We start from the raw sequence: 21,244 nt of genomic DNA on the forward strand, positions 1-21,244 counted from the left end.
GAGGCGTGATTCTAAGCACCCGCCCCCAACTACGCAAGCCCCTTTGTGAAAATATTTTGAAAAAGCCCCCGTGCGCTGCCGCGCACGGGGGCTTGGGGCTCAACAGGCCGCCCATCGCGATGGAAGCCGCCCCCTATAGATATGACGCAAGCCGCTCTGCCTTCCATATAGGAAGCCACGGAACCGGCAAGGAACCGGGTGCTGTCGAGTATCATGCCGCGACCGAACCACGCACTCATATCCACGATGGACAGCACCATTCAACCCGGCGACGCCGACCTTCGCGACGAATATGCAGCGCTGCGCGAGCGCGCTATCATCCTGGAAGAACAGGCTCCGCCACTTCTGCAACGCATCTCGGATGTATTGCCGCGAATCAGCGGCGAATCCGAACTGGCGGACGAACACCGCGAGCGACTCGTCGGCGCGCGCAACGCGGCGATGGTCTCGATCGAAAACTATCAGCAGGCGATTCCTTTCCTGCAGACGGCCGACTCGATCATCGAGCAACTGGACAAGACGCCCGAGCGCGACGAAGACATCGAGTGGCGTGATTCGCTGCTGCAACGGCTCGACGAGCTGATCGACGTCGCAGTCGTGATGATCGACGATGCCGAAGGCTACTTCGAGCAGGCGCAAGCCTGCGATCTGGCCAGCGTGCCGAAAGCCATCCTCGAGGATTGAGCAGCGCCGCTCGGGATCGCGTCGCGCACCGGCGTCACGTCGTGTGCGCCAGCCATCCCGATGCTTGCCGGCTGATAGTCGCCGCCTGACACCTTTGTCGACACACCGGCTGCTTCGCTCCCGCAAAAGCTCACCTTATCTCTACGCCCCGGCCGCAGGACGCAGCTACCGCGCATCGAGAACGATCGTCTCGCTCACGATCGGCACGCGGATATATCCGCCCTCCGCATCGCCATACGCATGCGCATTCCCGTCGATGACGCATTGCGCCGTCAACGCGCAAAGGGTCGCGTCTCGCGCATCGACGGACTTCAGCGTCGACACGTCGATCCCCAGTCGCTCCAGCAATTGCCGGCGCTGGTTGCGTTTCTGCTTTGCCGACGCAACAGACTTGCCCAGCATCGCGCAGGTGATCGCATATGGATAGGTCTCGAAGCTCGCGCGCCCGCCCGCATAACGCGCGCCGGTCAGCAGCGGATAGGCGTCCGCGAGCGCGCGGTAGACGCGCTCTCCCATGAACATCCAGTCGAAGAAGCCGGACGTGCTCGCGACCGCCTGCTCCCGCGACGGCGTCGGAAAGCACGAGATCCGCTCGCGCGCGAGCGCCTGCTCGGCCGCCCGGCGCCCGCTCCCCGCCCACCACAGGCTCGGTGCGTCGACACCGACGACCACGACGTCATGGGCGAGACACAGCGCAGGCACCGCCTCGGGCGCGATCTGCGCCTCGCGGCAAACGACCGTCGTTCCGCGCAGGATCACGAGATCGCATTGCTTCTTTTCCCCGCCCACATCGACACCCGCCACGACCGGCGATTGCGGCGCGGCGGATCCGACGGATCGGGTCGATCGCATGCAGGCGCCTCAGTCCGCCGGCCTGGCGTCGTAGGCGGTGTCGAAGATCGCCTCGAGACCGGGATGCACGCCGCGCATCGGGTCGACGACCGACTTCGCCCAGTCGAAGTACGCCTGCTTGCGCTCGAGCGGCCAGTCCGCAGGCGGATGCCGCGCGATGTCGCGCAGGTTGCAGATCTTGTCGGCCAGCTTCACGAGCTTCGCGCGCCGGCTGATGGTCGCCGCATGCTCGACCTGCAGGCGCTTGCGCTCCTCCTTCGGCAACGACTTGTCGTCGGTGACTTCCATCACGATGTCCGCCACGTCCTTGCCGAACAGCCTCAGCAGCTCCTGCTCGGTCGTCTCGGTATCCTCGACGGTATCGTGCAGCACCGCCGCGACGATCACCCGTTCGTCCTCGACGCCGGCCTCGTTGGCCAGCACGTCGGCAAGCGCGATCGGATGATTGATGTACGGCGACGCTTCTTCGTCCTTGCGCCGCTGATTGCGATGCTTGTCCGCCGCGAACGCGATGGCGGCTACCAGCTTTTTCATATTCCCCCCTCGTGTGGCCTGACCCGCGACCGGCAGAACCGGCCGCGGGCATTTCGGAACCGCACATACTACCTGCTTGCGATGACCCTGCCCGAGCGCCGGCCTCCACGCACGCCGCGCGTCACGCACCCACCGGCGCGCGCTGCAGCTCGACCACGTTGACCCGCGCGCCGAATACATCCCTCACGAGCGGCAGCAGGTGGTCGTGGTGCGTCAGGAACAGCACCTGAGTGCGCGTCGACAGATCGCGCAGCGCGTCGAGCCCGGCCTTCGCGCGCGCATCGTCGAAGTTGATGAACAGGTCGTCGGCGACGAACGGCAGCGCGGTCCGGCTGCCGAGCTGCAGCTCCAGCGCCGCGATCCGCAGCGCAAGGAACAACTGGTCACGCGTTCCTTCGCTCAACCCCGCGACCTCGACCGATGCGCCCTTCGTCCGTCGTGCATAGAGTGCGGGCGGCGTCCGTTCGGTATCGACGGTCAGCCGCGCGAATTCGCCCAGCGTGAGCCCCGCGAAAATTTCGCCCGCGCGCCTGAGCATCGGCCCCTGCTTCTGGTCGCGATAGCGATCCGTCGCCCACTTCAGCAGCCGGCTCGCGGTGGCCGCCTCCAGGTACTGCTCGGCTGCATCGCCCATCGCCGCCAGCGCTTCCTGCCGTTTCGACTCGGCAACGGCGGCATTCGCCTGCCCATCGATTGCACCGAACGCCTGATCGGCCACGACCTGCTGCTGGGAAAGCTCGTTGAGCCGCTTGCCGACATCGCCGAGCGACTGCTTCACCGCTTCAAGGTGCGCCGGTACGTCGACGATGTCCTGCTCCGCGACTTCGGCTTCGACGGCGGACCGGGACAGGCCGTCGCCATCGCGCACCAGTGCCTCGTGCGCGGCATCGACCGCCTGCCGAAGCTGGCGCTGGCGATCCGAGCGTTCGGCCAGCGGCAGCGCCGCGTCGATCGACGCTACGCCGGCCAGTTGCAGCAGCGGCTGGATGCGCGCATCGGCACCGGCCACCGCGGCGGCGGCATCCGCGACCTTGCCGTCGGCCTGCCGCACGGCCTCGTCGGCACGACCGATCGCACGTGCAATTTCCCGGGCGGCCGCGAGGCGCATCGTCAGCCGGCGCGCGACGTCCGGCCAGTCACCGCTCGTCAGCCATTCCGGGGCGAGCGCCGCGGCCAGTCGCCGTGCCCCCGCCTCGAGCGCGGCCAGTTCCGCGCGGATGGCAGCGATCCGGTTGCGCGGCGCATCGGCATCGGCCAGTTCGGCCGTCACAGCGTTGGCGAGCCCGAGCGCCCCTTCCGCCGCAGCCAGCGTCGCCGCGCTCGCGGACAGCTTTGCGTCGGCCAGCGCGGCGCGCCATTGCGCTTGCCACGCATCGTAGGCCGTCTGCGCGTGGCCGGCGCGCGACTGCGCCGTCGCACACCCGCGTTCGGCTTCCCGCGCGCGATCCTCGAGGCTGTCCTGTTGCGCGAGCGCTTTTTCGGCCGACTGGACGAAGGTCTCGGCGCTCGCGACGAGCGCCGCCAGGCCGTCCGACTCGCCGCCTCGCGACACGGTGCGCAGCGCCGCGCGCAACGCGGCTTCGGCACCGGCCCGTGCGGCGCGAATCGTGTCGAATTCGCGGCGCTGCCGATCAAGGTCGGCCTGCGCGGCGAACACCGTGTCGCGCTTCGCAAGCCAGTCGCCCATCGCCGCCAGCGGCATGCCGGGCACCGCGGCCGTCGTCGCGAGTGCGGCCCATGCGTCGCGATGCGCGGCGAACTCACGCTCGCGCTCGTCCAGCGCGGCCTGCCTGCGCGTCACGCCGGCGCGCGCGGATTCGACCTGCTGACGCAGCGACTGCAACGTCGCCGCCGCCTGCGTCGCGCCGAGCTGCGCATCGACGAGTTCGTCCGCCAGGCGAATCGCGTCGTCGACCGCAGGTGCGCCCGTGACGAGATCGACCGCGCCGCTGCGGATATCGCCCCATGCGCCGTCGCGCCGCGCACGCGCCGCCAGCACGTCGGCGGTCGTGACGACCTTGTGGTTCTCCGCGAAATGCTTCTCCTGCAGTTCGAGCCGCTCGAGCTCTTCGAGCGCGCCGTCCCGCGCGTCGCGTGCCGCGGCGGCGGCGCTCGCGCGTTCGCTGTCTTCCTTCAGCAGCGCGCCGAGCCGCGCCGCCGACGGCACGTCGAGCGCCCGCAGCGTGTCGACCGGCATGCGCCATTGGCCGAGCGCATCGAGCGCACCCGCCAGCGCGCTGTCGGCAGCAGCGATTTCATGTTCGAACGCCTGCTCGCGCTGGCCGCTGTTGCGAAAGCCCTGCGCATCGGCCAGCGCCGCACGCAGCGCTTCCGGCACATCGACGGTCGACAGGCGCGCCTGTTGTTCCCGCACCTGCGCAAGCTCGCGCGTGCGTTCGTCGAGCGATTCACGCGCGCCGGCAAGCGCCTGGTGCAGCGCGCCGTGCTCGCGCAACAGGTTGGCGACGGTCTTCAGCGACAGCGCCGTCGGCAGCGACGCACGCAGCGACACCTCGTCCGTCGGCCAGTCGAGCTGGGCGGCCGCGGCAAACGCGGCGGACAGGTGCCGCTCGACGTCTGCGCCAAGCAGCAGCAGATCCTGTGCGTGATTCATGCACGCGCCGCGCAGCCGATCGAGCGCTTCAATGTCGGCTTCGAGCGCCAGCGTGTCGGCATCGGCGTCGATCGCATCGCGCGCCTGCCGTTTCGCGAGCAGGTCGGCACGACGCTCCTCGAGCACCTTCTGTTCGGCCGCGAGATCGCCCTGCGCCTTCAGCAGATCCGCATACGCGGTGGGCGGCAACTCGACAACCGCGCCCAGTTCCGCCAGCGCCGCGTCCTTGACCGTCAGCTCCTTCAGGTACGGCGCCAGCCGCCGCACGCGTTCGAGCTTCGAGCGCAGCGCTTCGAGCCGGCGCTGTTCGGCGCGCGCCTGCTCGATCTGCTGTTCAACCGCTTCGCGCGCGTCCTTGCGTTCGACCCAGTCGCGCGTGCGCACCTGGACCGTCTTCAGTTCGGTCACGGCTTCGTTGAACGACGATTCGGCGAGCGCGAACGCACTGCCGCTGCGACGCGGTGCCCAGAGCTCGACCGAACGCGCATCGAGCTCCTCACGCACCGGCCCGAGGCTGCCGACACCGGCGGCCGATTCGAACAGCACCTGGCCGAGCTTGTCGGATGCGTCGAGAATGCTCCGGCCGCCGTCGACCAGACGCCTATGATCGAGCCCGAACATCTGCTCGAAGAATTCGCGCGTGGCGCCGTCGAGGATGGCGGCCAGATAGTCGTCGGGCAGCTTGTCGTCGGCGGGCGTGCGCAGCGGACTGCGCCCGCGCGCGCGGTGAAACGCAAGTTCGCCCGTGCCGCTCTCCAGCACGCCGCCGATCCGCAGCTCGGGCGTGCTGTGCAGGAAATCGAGCGGCGTCTGCAGCTTCATCCCGAACAGCAGTTCCGACACGGCCGTGCGGATCGTCGATTTGCCGGCCTCGTTCGGCCCCACGATCACATGGAAATCCTCGCCAGCCGACGGGAAACGCAGCGTCTCGTCGGTGAACTTGCCGTACTTGATCAGATCGAGCTGATTGATGCGCATCGCTTACTCCCCCCTCGCCAGCCGCGCGAGCAGAGCAGGCCCGACCTGTTCAACGAGCGCCGTGAGCTCGCCCGCACGTGCCATCGCCAGCAACGGCACCTCTTCCTTCACGTCGCTGCGCACCTTGCCGACGAACGGCTTCAGGTCGCGTTCGAGCAGTTCGAGGAAATCCGGATCGCGCGCGGCGTCGGCCAGGATCTGCTTCAGGTCCTCCAGCGCTTCAAGCTGCTCGCTTTCTCCCGGCTGATGATCGGCCGCGGACGTCGCGAGCCGGACCTTCTCCAGCCACAGCCGCTCGTTGCCGATGATGCCGATCTGGTTCAGCACCTCCGCACGCAACTGCGGCGCGCGGCCGAAGAAGAGACCGTGCGCGGGCGTGCGCCCCGTGACCGTCACGCGCACCGCGCGCGGCACGTGGCCGTCGACGGTCAGCAGCGCTTCCAGCGACTGGCCGATCTTTCTCGACAGGTCGGCAACCGTCAGGCAATCGGACGCGTCGACCGACACGGCTTCCCAGCGCAGCACGTCGAGATACAGACGCTCGACCTGCGTGCGGCCTTGTTCGACCGTCACGAGCACCGCACCGCGGCGGCCCGTCTCGCGGATATGACGCCCCTGCAGGTTGCCGGGAAACACCACCGTTGACGCCCCCGTCCATTGCTGAAATTCGTGCACATGGCCGAGCGCCCAGTAGTCGTAGCCTTTCGCGTGCAGTTCGGCCAGCGTGCACGGCGCATAGTTCGCGTGCGCCGCATAGCCTTCGAGCGCCGTATGCAGCACGCCGATGTTGTAGTAACCGGGCACCGGGTCCGGATAGCCGATCGCGAGATTGTCGACGACCGCCTTGTCCTTGAAGCTCTGCCCGTGCAGCGCGACGTCGAATTCCGGCAGCGTGTGGGTTTCCGCCTTGCGGTGGCCGAACACGGTGACGTTGTCGGGCAGCGTCAGCTTCTTCGTCATCTCGCTTTCGGCGTCGTGGTTGCCGCCGAGGACGAACGCGCGGATGCCGGCCTTGCGCAAGCGCCCCATCTGCTGGCCGAAGAAGATGCCCGTGTTGTGATCCTTCCAGTCGCCGTCGTACAGGTCGCCGGCGATCACGAGGAAGGCGACTTCCTCTTCGATCGCACGATCCACGAGCTGCCGCAACGCCTCGCGCGACGCGTTGCGCAACTGCGCGGCCGGCGCATCGGGATACGCGCTCAGGCCGTGCAACGGGCTGTCAAGGTGTATGTCTGCCGCGTGGATGAACTTCACGAAGATTCCTCTGTTTCATGACGATGGGGGCCTGCGATCGCCGTGCGATGCCGCCAGCCAGACCATCAGTCGCAATCCTGGTAGCCGCCGAGTTCGCCGCAATGGAGGCAGCGAAACATATACGCTGTCGGCGAGCCGTCCTTGTCGAGTGCGGCAAAGAAACGCACCCACTCGCCGCCCTCGTCGAGTCCGGTCGATTCCCGAATCGACGCAATAGCCTGCGAGCCGAGCGCGGTCAGTTCGTCGGCGCCTGCACGGCCGATGAACTGCGCGCCATCGCCGCAATGCGTCCACCACCGTTCCTGCTGCCAGCCCTGAAAGCCCGGCGTGCGACAGGCGATTTCGTCGACGACTGCGTCGGGTACTGCGTCCCATTCGCCGCCGCCGATGCCGTACGTGTCGGTAAAGGCTGCGTCGAGCCGCGCATGCGCCGAACCGTCGGCGATGCACCACGGGCAGATGCATTGCTCATACTCGTCGACCGCATACACAGGGCCGGCGTACACGTAACCGCGCGCAGCGCCGCAACACACGCAGCGCGCATCCGAACGGATCACGCTGCCCGTTGCCAGCGGGTCGGGATGGTACCTGAAAGCGGGTAACGACATGAGGCTCTCCGTCGATCCGGAAGGTGGGGAATCACGCGATGCGAACTCGACCGGCCATCGTGCCACAGCGCGACCGTGTTACTGAGGAACCTCGGCCTCGACAAACGAGCCGTTCACGAAACGAAAAAAGCGATGCGTTGGACCGCCATGTGCGAGATATTCCCACCGGATGTCGATACCGGCCGGGTCGTCGCGCCACGCGATCGCCAGGTAGGGCGATTGCGCTCCATCATTGGTTTCGAGCGAAACGGAGTCGATGCAGCTTTGAACCGGCAGCGAGAAACGCGGTACCGCACGGGCGCCGTGCAGCTCCAGCACGTGCAGCGCCCCTTCTTCGCCCGCGCCGCAATATCCGGTCGGGCGGACGTTCGACGAGCGGTTGACGACGACCAGCAGATAGTCTTTGCCGTCGATCCGCTTCACCCGGTCCGACGGGAACGCGACGCTCGAAGCATCGGCCAATACGCGGCGGAGCTCGACCGGCACGCTCAGTGCCGATTTCTTGTGGCGGGCGACATCGACCTCGAACAACCCCGGGCGCACCCATTCGATCTCGTGACCGTTGGCGAGCCGCACCGATTCGGGCGCCGGCGTTTCGGCGGAGGCAACGGCGGTACTCGAGGCCAGCAACGCCAGCGCCGCGAGCTTCAACACCATCGATTTCGTCGGGCTGATCCGTGTCCGCATGAGTCGCGCAGGATTGTCGTGAAGTTCATCGTATGTGCCGGCATGTCGTTCGGGCAGCGCCGATTCAGGGTCGCCCCGCGTGCGTCGTTCGTCACGACGCACGCGGCCGATCCACGACGTGCCGTCACTCGCCGCGCGGTACCGGCGGCGGTGCATAGCCGTTGTCATTGCCGGGGAACGGATTCGCGTTGCGGCGCAGCGCCTCCTCGTCGTTCTCCTTTTGCGCGAACAGCGCGACGCCGATCACGCCGACGTTCGAGGCATCGCCGTACTTCGCGTTCGCGACATAGCTGTCGGGTACCGCCGCGAAGCGGAACGCGGCGACTTCGTCGCGGCTCTTGCGGAAACCCTCGATCGTCAGCGTGCGGCCCGGATACAGCACGTAACCGCCGTTCGTATAGCGGCCCGGCCGCCCCGACAGCACGTCGAGCCCGTCGACGGTCGACACAACCTCGAACGTGCGGCGCCCCTGGTTGCGCAGCACGATCATGTAGCGCGAACCTTCGACGCCCGCCATGTGCCAGCGGCCGTCGCTGCGCGCGAGATGCAGCGGCGCGCCCTTTTCGTCCGTGAACGACAGCGCGATGTCGCCGTTGGCGAGCGCGACGCGCGTCGGCAACCGGCGCACCTGGGACGCGTGCGGGTGTCCGGGCAACGCATCGTTGTAGTAGACCGACGCGAGATCCGTTGGCTTCGCCGGATCCGCGCGCTCGAAATCGACCTGGCGGGTTTCGGATCGTACCGACTCGCCCCATGCAGTGCCGAGCCCGCGGCGTTCGCTGGCGTCCGGTGCGGCGGCGGACGCATTGGTGCTGGCGGACGGCGGGGGCGGCGCTGCGCAGGCAGCCAGCCAGAGCGCGCAGGCGAGCGCGAGAAGACGAAACAGAAGGGTCATGACGTGAGGCCTCGGAATGTTATCGGGCCGCGCCGGGCTGGCCGGAACGGCGTTTTGGTGTCGTCTGTCGTCACGATGTCGATCGGACATGCATGCCCGTATCGGCCGGCGCCGCGATCGCGGCGGCCCGGCAACCCACCGGGAGCCCCGCTATTTAAGCATGGTGGGCAGGCAATGGGCAGAGGATGCGCACGCCGCCCGTTGCGGGCCCTTGCCGGCGGGCATCGGCCAAGGTGCCCGTACGCGTCGCGTCGCCGGATCGATGGCGAACGCCGACGCATCCCTGTATCGAGGATGGGATGAACGGCGCGCCGTGCGCGCCAACAAAAAAAAGCCCGGCCCGCATCGAAGCGGGCCGGGCTCTGTCGGGAAGCGTGACGCTTACTGCGCGCCGCCTTGTGCCGACGCCGAACCCTTCACGCCGACCGATGCGCCGCCCTGCACCGAATTCGTCGCGCCTTCGAGCGCCTCACCGGCCTTCGCCTTTGCGCCGCCGGCGACGTCGCCCGCCGTCGACATCGCGCCTTGCGCGTGGCTCTTTGCCGTGCCTGCGACGTGCTTCACGTGCGATTTCGTCGAGTGGACGGCCGATGCGGCGGCATCCTTCGCCGTGCCCGCTGCCGAACCGACCGCATGCGTCGCGCCGTCAACCGTATTGCCGGCTGCCGAGCCGACGCCGCCGACCGTCTTGCCGACGCCGTTCAGCGCGCCGCCCACGACGTTGCCCGCACCCGAACCCGAGCCTGCCGCATTCGCGCCGGCGCCAGCCTGCAGGCCCACGCCACCGCCGAGCAGCGGCGTCTGAACCTGCGCGCCGACGCCTGCGGAACCCTGGGCGCCGGTCTGGGCCGTCTGTGCGAACGCAGCCGAAGTCGCCATCGCGGTCAGTGCAACACCCACCAGAATCGTACGAATCTTGTTCATGGTCATTCTCCCCAAAGACGTTGTTGCTGCGGGCCGCCTTCGTGCGGCTTGTCGCATGCCTCGCCGCGACGTGCGGCAGGTGGAGCTAATGTAGCGGCGCGGACGCGCAAAACGATTGATTTGCGGGGACTGTTACTTCCGTTGCAAATGCTGACGATTGACTCACACTGTTTGACAATCGGGGGCTTGCGGCGGGATTGGACGGTAGACGGGGGGACTCTGGAGGCGCGCCGCACGGTGCATTCCGCAACGGCGACGCGGCTGGTCGCCATGGATAGGGAAACCAGACAGGTGAAACGGCTAGCAGGGAAACCGGCCGCTTCTATAAGCATTCCAAAGGATGCGTGTCGGCCAGCCATCGGTGCGGCCCGACAACCGGCTCCTCGCGATGAGTTCGATGTCGTCGGATACGCACGCCGCCACGCCGGCATGCCCCGATGCGCCGAACGCGAGCTTGAACGCCTTTTCCCTCAGTGCATCCAGGGCCGGCCGGTCGACCGCTGCGCCCGGATCGCCGTCGATTTCGTCGAACGACGCCATCCACTGCGCATCGAACGGCTCGGCATCGCGACTGTCCAGCGCGCGGTCGCAATCCAGGTCGCCGAGGAAATCGAAAAAGCCCGGCACCGACAGGATGGCGTCCATTTCACGCAGATGCGCATTCGTCATTGCGACTCCTTCACGATGCACGGCCCCGACCGCCCGTTGGTGAATACCGGCAGATCGGGGCCGCGCGTTCCGCCCGATTACGGCCGGAACGTATCGCCGAGCACGACGCCTTCACGTCGCGGATCGGTGCCGCCCTGCAACGCGGGCGACTGGCCGACCGTCACGCGCATCACCGTGTTGACGCCGCTCGCCTGCGCGGACGTCGACACCTTGTGCCCGAGCGCGAGCAGCCCCGTGATCAGCGGATCGTTCGCTCCGTTGTTCGCGGTGTTGACGTTCGGATGCTCGCCGCCGATCGCGGTCGTCGGACTGTTGCTCGCGCCGAAGTCGACGAGCCCGGCGGACTGCTGCGCGTCGAGGCCCCAGTCCAGTGCGCCGACGAGCGTCTTGACCACGTATTGCGGAATCGTGCCGCCGCCCGGCGAACCGGTCGCCATCACGAAATCGCCGCGCGAGCCGTCCGCGGCCTGACCGAACACGATCGTCGGCGCCATCGAGCTGCGCGGCCGCTTGCCCGGCTGCAGGCGGTTGGCCACCGGATTACCCGCGCTGTCGACCGGGTTCGCCGAAAAATCGGTCAGCTGGTTGTTCAGCAGGAAGCCGTTGGTCATGTGGAACGAGCCCATGCTCGATTCGACCGTCGTCGTCGCGCTCAGCACGTTGCCGTCGCCGTCGACGATCGTGAACTGGTTCGTGCCGTGCTCGATCAGCGTCGTGTCGACGCCGAGCGGCACCGCGCCGAGATTGCCGGGCTGTGCGGTGCCCATGCTCTTGGCCGGGTCGATCAGCGCTGCGCGCGATTTCAGGTACGGCTTGTTCAGCAGCGTGTTCCACGTGCCGCCCGGCAGCGGCACGAAATCCGTATCGGCTACGTATTTGTCGCGGTCGGCATACGCAAGCCGTTCGGCCTCGGTAACGAGATGCACGCCCGCGACGGTCGGCTTGCCGCCTTCGAGATCGATCGCCGTCGGCTTCAGCGACTTCAGGTCGTAATTCTCGAGAATGCCGAGCGCCGACGCGACCGCGATGCCACCCGACGACGGCGGCGGCATCCCGCACACCCAGTAGCTGCGATAGGTCGTGCACACGGGCTCTCGGCGCTTCGCCTGGTACGCGGCGAGGTCGGCTACGGTCGTCTTGCCCGGCGTGAGCGTCGACCCGTCCGCACCCTTCGTCGTGGCAATCTTCGCGACGATGTCCTGCGCGATCTGCCCCGTGTACAGCGCGTTCGCGCCCGACTGCGCCATCAGCGTCAGCGTGCGCGCATACGCCGGATTCTTCAGCACGGTGCCGAGCGTCTTCGGCGAACCATCGGCGTTCAGGAAATACGCGGCTGCCTCGGGGTCGCGCTTCAGGTTCGCGGCGTTCGACGCGATCGCGTCGGCGAGCCGGCCCCCGATCGGGAAGCCGTTGGTCGCGAGCGTGATCGCATCACCGAACAGGTTCTGCCACGGCAGCCGGCCGTGATCCTGCTGCAGCGCCTCGATCAGCCTCGGCACGCCGATCGTGCCAATCGAGCGGCCGCTCGCCCGTGCGTTCGGCAGCGGCGCGGACTGGTCGGTCGCGTCGTCGACGTAGCGCAGGTAGTTCTCCGTCGCGGCGGCCGGCGCGGTTTCCCGGCCGTCATACGCCTGCAGTGTCTTGCCGCGCGCATCGTAGTAGAGCAGCACGCCGCCCGAGCCGAGGCCCGTCGCTTCGGGCACGGTCAGGCCGAGCACGGCCTGCACGGCGACCGCCGCGTCGGCGGCCGTGCCGCCTTTCTTCAGCACCGCGCAACCGGCCGCGCTCGCGTACGCGTTCGACGTGGCCACCAGATAGGTCTTCGCATAGACCGGCTTCATCCCGGTGCGATAGCCCGACGACGCTTCCGGCAGCGACGGGTCGCCCGGCTGGTTCGAGCCCACCACGACCGTCGCACCGCTGTTGTCGACCGCGAGGCAGCTCGCATCGGTGGAAGGTGTCGGCGTGCGGCCTGCTTCGTTCTCGACGTCGCCGCCGCATGCCGTCAACAAGGCTGCCGCGAGCAACGCGGACGCATACGGAAAAATCGCTGTTCTGTTCATTGTCTGCCGATGTTCTTGTAGGTCGTTGCGATGGACATCACGCTGCCTGCGACCCCCTCGGTGCGCCGGCAACGCATTCGATAGTCCCATGAACAAAAATTTTTTCGCAATAAGGGAATGACGTAATGCGACCGGACGTTGCGCACGCAACGTCACCGCCCGTGCGTGCGGGGGCGTGCTGCACTGCATCGCAGTGCGATGCGCTCGCTCGGCCGATGTCGTGACGTCGTTACCCTGCTGCCCGACGGCGCTTGCCCGCTGCCCGGCCGTCGCGCGCGAAACCGCTTTCCATCGCTTCGACCGCCTCGGAGAAAAACTCGGGGAACATCGTCATCGCGCGGGTCGCGCGGATCGCGTATGCAATTCCAGCCGCCGTGGGCGGAAGCATCGCGCCGGTCGTGTTCGCGATGATCAGCGTGATGGGCATCCAGCTGCTCGCCAGCATCGACCTGCACGCGCGCGCCAACCAGAGCGGCGTGCCGGCCGCGCTCCGTTTCTTCAACCCGCTGCTGCTCTTTTACCTGGTGATGCCTATCGACGGCACGCGTACCGCGCACTGACGCGCCGGTTGCATCGGGCCAGCCAAGCCGCTGGCCATCGGAACGATTGCCGGAGCCTCCATGTTCCGGCTATAAATCGTGCATGGACACGAATCGCTGGATTCACGACCCCGTCGGCGCCTTCCTCGCATGGCAAGAAACCGCCGCGACCGGCGCCGATCGCCGGCCGTTCGCGCCGCGATCGGTCGTGCAGCACGTCGCGATGTTCGAACGGTTCCTGCGCCATCTGATCGCCCAGCGCGTGTCGCTGGCCACGTTCGGTCCTGACCACGTCGCGACCTTCCTGGCGGAACTCGAACATACCTGTGCGCCCGGCACGTCGACCCGCGTGCGCTACGCGAAGCTGATCGACCGGCTGTGCCGGCATCTGGTCGAAACCGGCGTGCGCACGATCCATCCGGCCGGCCGGGCGACACACGCGCTCGCATGGCCGGACGGCGAGCCCGAGCCGTGCTACCTGCCGCCCGATGCCGACGCGGCGCTGCAGCGCCATGTGCAGCCTCGACCGGACGACACGCCGGCCGACTGCCGGAATCGCGCGATCGTCGCGCTGCTGCTCGCGAGTGGCATCACGTCGGCCGAGATACGCGCGACGACGCGCGACGCGCCCGATCTCGACGCAAGACCGCCGGTGCTATCCGTGCCGCGCGATCGCGCACGGCCCGCGCGCCGGATCCCGCTCGCCGCATTCGCGCTGGCGCCGCTCGCCGCCTGGCGCGCGCGCTCGGCAGACGCGCCGGCATCCGCGTTGCTGTTTCCCGCGCCGCGCGGCGGTGGCGCGATGAACGACATGTTCCTGCTGCTCGTGGTGCGCGACGCACTGACCGCGATCGGCTTCCACGCGGCGGACCTGAGCCCGCGCGTGCTGCGCAATACGTATGCGCGCCGCCAGTTGCTCGCCGGCCACACACATGCCGACGTCAGTGCGATGCTCGGTCTCGTCAGTACACGAACGGTCACGCGCATCCGGCAGACGCTGCTGCGCGATGCGGCCGCGGATCGCGCCGCACACGAGCGCTGATCCCGCACTGGCACTGGCACGAGCACGGGCTGCGTGCCGTCCGGTTCCCTATTCGCCCGGCTTCGACTGGATCAGCCGCAGAATCCGGGTGTCGTACGGCGATTGCATGACTTCGGCGATACGGACCTCGGAAGCGGTCGGATGCAGCGGATTCAGCAGGAAGTTGTGCGCGTGCGGCACGACGACGCTCGGGACGCGCAGCAGCGCGCTCGGCTGCGTGTGCAGCCACTCGGTGCCGGCGCTGCGGGTCCAGTCGACGTCGGTTCGCCAGTCGTCCGGCGCGTCGCCCTCCGCGATTTCGGCGATGTCGACCGAATCGGCCACCTCGATGCGAAGCAACTGGTATCCGCTCGGCAATTGCGCGACCGTGGCGATTTCGAAATGAACGAGTGTCTCGAGCAGCGCGAGCGCTGGATGCTCGGCGAGATACACGACGGGCTGCCCGGCGAAATGCCAGCGCCCGCCGGCGCGCAACCCGCCGATGCCTTTCAGGTCGGCGAAATTGCTGATCCGCCACAGCGTCGTCAAGCGAAGTACCCCTCGTCGATCTGCGTGAGGACTTCCTCGACGAGCCGCGCGCCATGCTCGGTGCTCGCCATGTCGAGCGACGTGCGGCCGCCGAAGCGCTGGAGCCCGTTGCGCAGCCACGCCATCGCCTTGTCCTGGTCGCCGAACGTGGCCGTCGCCTGCGCGACGATGCGCGCGAGACGGATCGCCTTGTCGGATTCCTCCGGCGACAGGCGTTCGTGCGCCTGGCGACGATGACTCAGCGTGCGGCGCGGAATGATGAAGGCCAGTTCGTCCGATTTCAGCCCGCGCTCGGACAACCGGTCGATCACCGAGACATCGACGCGTGCGCTCGCCAGCTCGGCAAGATCAGCCCCCGATCGGACGCGGATCGCCAGCAGTTGCTCGAGAATCGTGAATTCGGCCTGACGCGGATGCGCGACGCCCGAAGGATGGAAAGCAATGGTGCTCATGACCTCTCCCGGCAATTTGCCCAATTATTATAGGCGTTTTGCCGAGAGCGTGCGGGAACCGGTTGGAGCGCGCGCCTGTGGCGGTCGTCAGGGCCTCTGCGAAGGCGGGAGCGAACGTGACCCACCTGTCTGGAGGCAGGTTGCTGTGATCGCGAATCGAAGATTCGCCTGGGTGATGGGATGCAATTATTCAGTATATAAAGTCCGGACTCACATCACGCGGTTGTCACGTAACAACTTTTTTACTGGTTTCATTTGCTCGCGTTCCACCGCCCCATCATTCCAGACAAGGTCGAAGGATTCGCCCCGAACAGGGAGATGTTCGCCAAGCGCCGGCCGCGTCATCCGGAAGGAACGCCGCTTCTGGCGATTCACCGTCCGTCCCGACGGAAACGCATCGCCGTGCCCTCGCGCCGGATGCGTTCCCATGTCGCGCGTTTCTCGTCGTCGTTCATGAACACCCAGTGCGAGACCTCGTCGGCCATTCGGCCGCATCCCTTGCAGACATCGTCGAACAGTGTCGAGCACACGCCGACACAGGGGCTGTCGGGTACGTCGTGAAGCGTGGAAGCCATTGGAACACCCGTATCGGTTGAACATCCGGCAGCGCAACGCACAGCACTCCCATAAACGGGTACTTTGCTGCCGGCGATGCGGCCTGTGCCGCGACGCCAACCCACCCCGCTCACTGAGACGCTGCCGCCAGTCACGCCAGTCCCCCCGTACCCGCGATCGTGCGCCCTACCGCGAGCAATCAGCCGGCCCACGCGGACGACCGGATCACGCTGCAGAAATTGCCGGCATGGAAATGCGGATTCTTGTCGGCGAGCACGTCGGCCTTCACGTTGCCGAATGTCGTGTCCGGCTTGTGCTTGATCCCGTCGTAGAACGCCTGAATGATGTCCTCCTTGAAGTGCGGCGTACGCGGATGTGCACGGACGACGGCCTCGCGCTCGACATCGCTGTATTCCGGATACGTCAGCCCCAGCACGTCCATCTCGACGCCCGCGGTAACGAGCGCGATCACCGGATGCATGTGCTGCGGGATACCCGGCGTGGTATGCAGCGCGATCGAAGTCCATACGACGTCGATATCCTGCTGCGAGATGCCCTTGCCCTTCAGGAAATCGCGGGCGGCGTTGGCGCCGTCCACCTCGAAACGCTCGCACGCGCTGCTGTGTTTGTGCGTGAGCCCCATGTCATGAAACATGCAGCCACAGTAGAGCAGCTCGGGATCGTATTTGAGCCCGCGCCGCTGGCCCGCGAGCGCCGCGAAATAGAAGACGCGGCTGGAATGATGGAACAGCAGCGGAGACGCGGTATCGCGGACGAGTTCGGTGATCTCGCGCGTCAGTTGGCTATCGGGAATGGTGATGCCTGCAACGTTCTCAGTCATGATCGACCTCCATTGAAAACACCCTTGATTCTCCGGAGTTCGATAACTGTCTCCAATAGACGTGTTACATCAAATCCTGCCATTTCGCGCGACGGACGGACACGGTGCCCGCACGGCGGAAAGAACGCCGGAAACAGGCGCCCTCACCCGCCCCATGCACCGACGGCGCCCCTATACTGCTACCCGTCACGTTCGACACAACACGCAATCGATCATGCCGAAGGTCGTGGGAATTTTCGCCGTTCCGGGTGTTCAACTGCTCGATGTCTCCGCACCGCTCGACGTCTTCGCCCAAGCGAACGCCGAATGCGGGAAGCCGTTCTATACGTTGCGGATCATTGCGAGCGAGTCTGGCCCGATCCGCAGTTCGTCCGGTGCGCAGTTGCTGCCGGACTGGATCGTCCCCGACATTCCTGAGCGCATCGACACGCTGCTGGTCGCCGGCGCACCGAGCGCCGGCCGGATCGCACTGCGCACCGACGTCCTCGCGTGGCTGCGAGCGACGGCCGTGCAGAGCAAGCGCTACGGCTCGATCTGCACCGGCGCGTTCATCCTCGCGGCCACCGGCCTGCTGAAAGGGCGTCACCTGACCACACACTGGGCTGCCGCCGACGCGCTTGCCGAAGCCTATCCATCGCTCGCCGTCGACGCCGACGCGCTATACGTGCGCGACGGCAAGCTGCGCACCGGTGCCGGCGTCACGGCCGGGCTCGATCTCGCGCTCGCGCTGGTCGAGGAAGATCTCGGCCGCGAGATCGCGCGGCGCGTCGCCGCGCAACTGGTCATGTTCTTCAAGCGCCCGGGCGGGCAACTTCAGTTCAGCCGCAAGGGCGAAGCGCGCCCCGCCGGGCGTTCGGTACTGCAGGAAGTACAGCGCTGGATCGCGGCGAATCCGGAACTCGAGCATTCGGTGGCGGAGATGGCGAAGCATGCGGGCATGAGCCCGCGCCACTTCGCTCGGCTGTTCCGCGCGGAAGTCGGCATGACGCCGGCTGCCTGGGTCGAGGCGACCCGCATCTCGGCAGCCCGCCACTTGCTCGAGAACGGCCACGACACGCCGAAACAGGTCGCCGCGAAATGCGGCTTCGCGAACGTCGATACGCTCAGGCGATCGTTCACCCGGCACGTCGGAATCACGCCGGCCGAATACCGGAAGCGGCAGGCAGTCCTGGCCGAGTGACGTAGCCGTGTGTGCGCGATTCGGCGCGAACGAGGTCAGTCACTCCGCCCAAATACTTCGGCATCCGATCTAACTGATTGTCGTGCGGTCAAGCCACTGGCCGATCGACGACATCGCCCCGCTGGAAGCCTCGTCGGCGGTCCTGATCGACCGCGGGACAGCCCCGCAATTATCAGACGAAACACTCGCCAGCCCAGATCGTTTACCCAGTTGCAATAATTATTCGCTGGAACGCGTATTTCCGACCGGTAACGTGATCGCTACGATGCAATCAACCGCTGAACGCAACAAGCGAAGCGCGAAATCAATGAAACCGGAGGTCATCATGAAGTCGTTCATCTACGCAGTCGTCGCCGCAACCGCCCTGTCCGCCTCGTACGGCGCATTCGCCCAATCGAACCCGTCGGGCCAGCTGACGCGTGCCCAGGTGCGCGCGGAACTCGTGCAGCTCGAACAGGCCGGCTACAAGCCCGAAGTCTCCGATCAGTACTACCCGCGCGCACTGCAGACCGCACAGGCCCGCGTGACGAACGCCGATGAAACCGGCTACGGCGCGCAAGCCGCCGCCGGCGTACGTGCCGGCCGCGCGATCGCGGTCAAGCAGGAAGGCCGCGACTCCGTGTATTTCGGCCAGTAAGCCGGACACACGCGCGCGTATTCCGATACGCGCGCGGCAAACGAAACACCCCGCTCCCGTTCATCGGGGCGGGGTGTTTGCTTTTAGGCTGTCCTCTCCCGGAACGGATCGCGCTCCTCGATCGACGCGAACTTGCGGGGCGCTCGCCGCGCGGCGCCGTTCACGCCGGCAGCCGGTGTTTGCGCATAGAATGGCCGCGTGGTCGGCGCCGGCCGAAACGAACGCGAGCGAAACCACGACGCCCGGCTTGCCCGAACGTCGCCGCGCCCGCAGGCCGGCCCCGATGCGGCACTCATCGCATTTTTCGAAAAGGAGCGGTTTCATGTCTCAAACATCCGGTTCCATGATCACGTTTCGACGCCCGGACGGCCAGGAACTGCAAGGCTACCTCGCTACGCCGGCAAAGACCGAAGGCGCACCCGCGGTCGTCGTCATCCAGGAATGGTGGGGGCTGAACGACCAGATCCGCGGCGTCGCGGATCGCCTCGCGCGCTGCGGCTACTTCGCCCTCGTGCCCGACCTGTATCGCGGCAAATCGACGGTCGAGGAAGAGGAAGCGCACCACCTGATGACCGGGCTCGATTTCGGCGACGCAGCCTCGCAGGACATTCCGGGCGCCGTGACCTATCTGAAGACGCTTGCGTCGCGTGTCGCGGTGACGGGTTACTGCATGGGCGGCGCACTCACGCTGCTGTCACTGCAGTTCGCCGATGCGGACGCGGGCGTCACGTGGTACGGCCTGCCGCCGCTCGACTACATCGATCCGGCGAAGCTCAAGGTGCCGCTGATGGGCCACTGGGGCACGCAGGACGCTTTCTTTGCGATCGACCAGGTCGATGCGCTCGAGAAGAAGCTGACCGATGCGAAGGTCGGTTTCGAATTCCATCGCTATCTCGCGCATCATGCGTTCGCCAATGAAACGGCCGTCGGCCCCGGCCGCATCGCCGGCACGCAGTACGATCCGGTGTGGTCGCAAATGGCGTGGGATCGCACGCTGACGTTCTTCGGCCGCACGCTTTGGGAAAAGCAGGGGTAACGTCACGCCGCTTCCAACGCGGGCAGCTGCGTAAAAAGAAAACGCCACGGATTTTCATCCGTGGCGTTTTCGTTTCCGCATACCGCCGGTTCGAAGGACAAGCGCGGTAAACCGCGCCTGCCCTTTCCTTGCACTTGCTTACCCGTTCGTCACCGCCGCCGACGCAGGCGCCGGAGCGGCCGCCTTGTCGTAGTCGACCGGTGCATCCGGCGCGCGCGGCGTCTCGCCGGCTCGCTCGATCCACCCGCCGCCCAGCGAACGGTACAGGTTGACCAGGTTGGTCCAGCGGGCCAGACGTGCGTTGATCAACGATTGCTGAGCGGTGTACAGGTCCGTCTGCGCGGTCAGCACCGACAGGTAGCTGTCGACACCGTTCTTGTAACGCAGGTCCGACAGGTCGAAACGTCGCTGCTGCGCGTGCTCGTTGCGCTCCAGTGCCGCGATCTGCTGGTCGTACGTGCCGCGTGCGGCCAGCCCGTCCGCCACGTCGCGGAACGCCGACTGGATCGCCTTCTCGTAGTTCGCGATCTCGATGCGCTTCTGCACGTGTGCAAGATCGAGGTTCGCGATGTTCGCGCCGCCCTCGAAGATCGGCAGCGCGATGTTCGGCGCGAACGACCACGCCGCCGTGCCGGCCTTGAACAGACCGCCCAGCGTCGGGCTCGCCGTGCCGAACGCGGCAGTCAGCGAGATCTTCGGGAAGAACGCCGCACGTGCCGCACCGATGTTCGCGTTCGCGGCCAGCAGCGACTGCTCGGCCTGCATCACGTCAGGACGACGCGTCAGCAGGTCGGACGGCAGGCCAGCCGGCACGTCCGTCAGCAGGTTCTGCGCGTCGAGCGGCATGCCCGCCGGCAGATCGTCCGGCAGCGGCTCGCCGATCAGCAGCACCAGATAGTTCAGCGCCTGCGCACGCGCACGCGCCTGCGCCTGCTGGTTGGCGAGTGCCTGCTCGACCACCGTCTGCGCCTGACGCAGCTCGAGCTCGGAGCCCGTGCCGTTGTCGAACTGCAGCTTCGTCAGGTCGTACGACGCCTGCGCCGTCTTCAGCGTGTCTTCCGTGACCTTCAGCAGATCGTCGGTCGACAGCAGCGTCAGGTATTGATCGGCCACCTGCGACACCAGCGAGATCTCCGACGCCTGCCGCGCATACGCGGTCGCCAGATACTGCGCGAGCGCCTGATCCTTCAGGCTCTGCACGCGGCCGAACAGGTCGAGTTCCCACGACGCCGACAGGCCGACGTTGTAGGTCGTCGTGATGTTCCGGCCCGGCGCCACGGACAGCGCATTCGGCAGGCGCTGACGGCTACCGGTACCTGTTGCATCGATCGTCGGGAACAGGCCCGCGCGCGTGATCTGGTACTGCGCGCGCGCCGCCTCGATGTTCAGCACCGACACGCGCAGGTCGCGGTTGTTCTTCAGCGCGATCTCGATCAGCCGCTGCAGGCGCGGATCGACGAAGAACTCGCGCCAGCCGATGGCGGTCGCCGCCTGGCCGTTCGCGCTGCGCGCGCCGGCCGCACCCGGCTGCGTCGCATAGACGCCGCCGGCCGGGTACGCCTGCGCGACGGGTGCATCGGGCCGCTTGTAATGCGGCGCCATCGTGCAGCCCGTGGCGAAGAGCGCGGCAGCCAGTGCGGCCGCGATTGCAGTCAAAGCGTGTTTTTGCATC

The 21,244-nt window shown here is 67.0% G+C and carries 21 protein-coding genes; 6 read left to right on the forward strand and 15 right to left on the reverse strand.

Annotated elements, in window-relative coordinates; genetic code table 11:
* Window positions 1-246: 246 nt before the first annotated feature.
* Window positions 247-684 (forward strand): ATPase, encoded by a 438-nt coding sequence (locus BDO18943_RS31420; protein ID WP_235996237.1) that lies wholly within the window; start codon window positions 247-249, stop codon window positions 682-684.
* A gap of 165 nt (window positions 685-849) precedes the next feature.
* On the opposite strand, the gene BDO18943_RS31425 is transcribed toward BDO18943_RS31420, so the two are convergent.
* The 10 genes from BDO18943_RS31425 to BDO18943_RS31470 all read right to left on the reverse strand — a co-directional run bounded on the left by BDO18943_RS31425 (window position 850) and on the right by BDO18943_RS31470 (window position 12,762).
* On the reverse strand, window positions 850-1,536 hold the full coding sequence (locus tag BDO18943_RS31425) for a DUF429 domain-containing protein (RefSeq protein WP_175025340.1): 687 nt from the start codon (window positions 1,534-1,536) through the stop codon (window positions 850-852).
* A gap of 9 nt (window positions 1,537-1,545) precedes the next feature.
* Window positions 1,546-2,070, reverse strand: coding sequence for an HD domain-containing protein (locus tag BDO18943_RS31430; protein WP_043185438.1), 525 nt, complete (start codon window positions 2,068-2,070; stop codon window positions 1,546-1,548).
* Between the two features lie 121 nt (window positions 2,071-2,191).
* The gene (locus tag BDO18943_RS31435; RefSeq protein ID WP_175025341.1) at window positions 2,192-5,662 is read right to left on the reverse strand and encodes an ATP-binding protein; all 3,471 of its coding nucleotides are present in this window, start codon (window positions 5,660-5,662) and stop codon (window positions 2,192-2,194) included.
* A 3-nt stretch (window positions 5,663-5,665) separates the two neighbouring features.
* Window positions 5,666-6,916: a metallophosphoesterase family protein gene (locus tag BDO18943_RS31440; RefSeq protein WP_175025342.1), complete on the reverse strand. Its 1,251-nt coding sequence runs from the start codon at window positions 6,914-6,916 to the stop codon at window positions 5,666-5,668.
* Between the two features lie 65 nt (window positions 6,917-6,981).
* Window positions 6,982-7,524: a CbrC family protein gene (locus tag BDO18943_RS31445; protein WP_175025343.1), complete on the reverse strand. Its 543-nt coding sequence runs from the start codon at window positions 7,522-7,524 to the stop codon at window positions 6,982-6,984.
* Window positions 7,525-7,602: 78 nt separating this feature from the next.
* Window positions 7,603-8,181 (reverse strand): hypothetical protein, encoded by a 579-nt coding sequence (locus BDO18943_RS31450; RefSeq protein ID WP_175025344.1) that lies wholly within the window; start codon window positions 8,179-8,181, stop codon window positions 7,603-7,605.
* A 154-nt stretch (window positions 8,182-8,335) separates the two neighbouring features.
* Complete coding sequence (locus BDO18943_RS31455; protein WP_175025345.1) at window positions 8,336-9,106, reverse strand: hypothetical protein; 771 nt, start codon at window positions 9,104-9,106, stop codon at window positions 8,336-8,338.
* Between the two features lie 381 nt (window positions 9,107-9,487).
* Window positions 9,488-10,030, reverse strand: coding sequence for a hypothetical protein (locus tag BDO18943_RS31460; protein WP_175025346.1), 543 nt, complete (start codon window positions 10,028-10,030; stop codon window positions 9,488-9,490).
* Window positions 10,031-10,330: 300 nt separating this feature from the next.
* Window positions 10,331-10,675 (reverse strand): hypothetical protein, encoded by a 345-nt coding sequence (locus BDO18943_RS31465; protein WP_235996238.1) that lies wholly within the window; start codon window positions 10,673-10,675, stop codon window positions 10,331-10,333.
* A gap of 101 nt (window positions 10,676-10,776) precedes the next feature.
* Window positions 10,777-12,762 (reverse strand): gamma-glutamyltransferase family protein, encoded by a 1,986-nt coding sequence (locus BDO18943_RS31470; RefSeq protein WP_175025348.1) that lies wholly within the window; start codon window positions 12,760-12,762, stop codon window positions 10,777-10,779.
* Window positions 12,763-13,136: 374 nt separating this feature from the next.
* Here BDO18943_RS31470 and BDO18943_RS42795 point away from each other — a divergent pair, with 374 nt between their 5' ends.
* Window positions 13,137-13,322: a hypothetical protein gene (locus BDO18943_RS42795; RefSeq protein WP_235996239.1), complete on the forward strand. Its 186-nt coding sequence runs from the start codon at window positions 13,137-13,139 to the stop codon at window positions 13,320-13,322.
* An 82-nt stretch (window positions 13,323-13,404) separates the two neighbouring features.
* Window positions 13,405-14,343: a tyrosine-type recombinase/integrase gene (locus BDO18943_RS31480; RefSeq protein ID WP_175025349.1), complete on the forward strand. Its 939-nt coding sequence runs from the start codon at window positions 13,405-13,407 to the stop codon at window positions 14,341-14,343.
* A 48-nt stretch (window positions 14,344-14,391) separates the two neighbouring features.
* Here BDO18943_RS31480 and BDO18943_RS31485 read toward each other — a convergent pair whose 3' ends face one another.
* From BDO18943_RS31485 to BDO18943_RS31500, 4 genes are all read right to left on the reverse strand, one after another.
* Window positions 14,392-14,871, reverse strand: coding sequence for an RES family NAD+ phosphorylase (locus tag BDO18943_RS31485; RefSeq protein WP_175025350.1), 480 nt, complete (start codon window positions 14,869-14,871; stop codon window positions 14,392-14,394).
* Complete coding sequence (parS, locus tag BDO18943_RS31490; protein ID WP_031403156.1) at window positions 14,868-15,323, reverse strand: type II RES/Xre toxin-antitoxin system antitoxin; 456 nt, start codon at window positions 15,321-15,323, stop codon at window positions 14,868-14,870. Before parS ends, BDO18943_RS31485 begins: the two co-directional genes overlap by 4 nt.
* A 371-nt stretch (window positions 15,324-15,694) precedes the next feature.
* Entirely contained in the window at window positions 15,695-15,898 is a 204-nt protein-coding gene (locus BDO18943_RS31495) for a DUF1289 domain-containing protein (protein ID WP_175025351.1), read from the reverse strand.
* Window positions 15,899-16,077: 179 nt separating this feature from the next.
* Complete coding sequence (locus BDO18943_RS31500; protein WP_175025352.1) at window positions 16,078-16,719, reverse strand: HD domain-containing protein; 642 nt, start codon at window positions 16,717-16,719, stop codon at window positions 16,078-16,080.
* Window positions 16,720-16,933: 214 nt separating this feature from the next.
* Between BDO18943_RS31500 and BDO18943_RS31505 the strand changes: the two genes are divergently transcribed.
* The 3 genes from BDO18943_RS31505 (at window position 16,934) to BDO18943_RS31515 (ending at window position 19,572) form a co-directional block, all read left to right on the forward strand.
* A complete protein-coding gene (locus BDO18943_RS31505) occupies window positions 16,934-17,899 on the forward strand; it encodes a GlxA family transcriptional regulator (RefSeq protein ID WP_175025353.1) in 966 nt (321 codons plus the stop codon).
* 325 nt (window positions 17,900-18,224) lie between these two features.
* Window positions 18,225-18,536 (forward strand): DUF4148 domain-containing protein, encoded by a 312-nt coding sequence (locus tag BDO18943_RS31510; protein ID WP_043185856.1) that lies wholly within the window; start codon window positions 18,225-18,227, stop codon window positions 18,534-18,536.
* Window positions 18,537-18,858: 322 nt separating this feature from the next.
* Window positions 18,859-19,572: a dienelactone hydrolase family protein gene (locus BDO18943_RS31515; RefSeq protein ID WP_175025354.1), complete on the forward strand. Its 714-nt coding sequence runs from the start codon at window positions 18,859-18,861 to the stop codon at window positions 19,570-19,572.
* Between the two features lie 138 nt (window positions 19,573-19,710).
* Here BDO18943_RS31515 and BDO18943_RS31520 read toward each other — a convergent pair whose 3' ends face one another.
* Window positions 19,711-21,243: an efflux transporter outer membrane subunit gene (locus BDO18943_RS31520; protein WP_175025355.1), complete on the reverse strand. Its 1,533-nt coding sequence runs from the start codon at window positions 21,241-21,243 to the stop codon at window positions 19,711-19,713.
* Window position 21,244 lies beyond the last annotated feature (1 nt).

The sequence above is a fragment of the Burkholderia aenigmatica genome (assembly GCF_902499175.1).
Classification (GTDB): domain Bacteria; phylum Pseudomonadota; class Gammaproteobacteria; order Burkholderiales; family Burkholderiaceae; genus Burkholderia; species Burkholderia aenigmatica.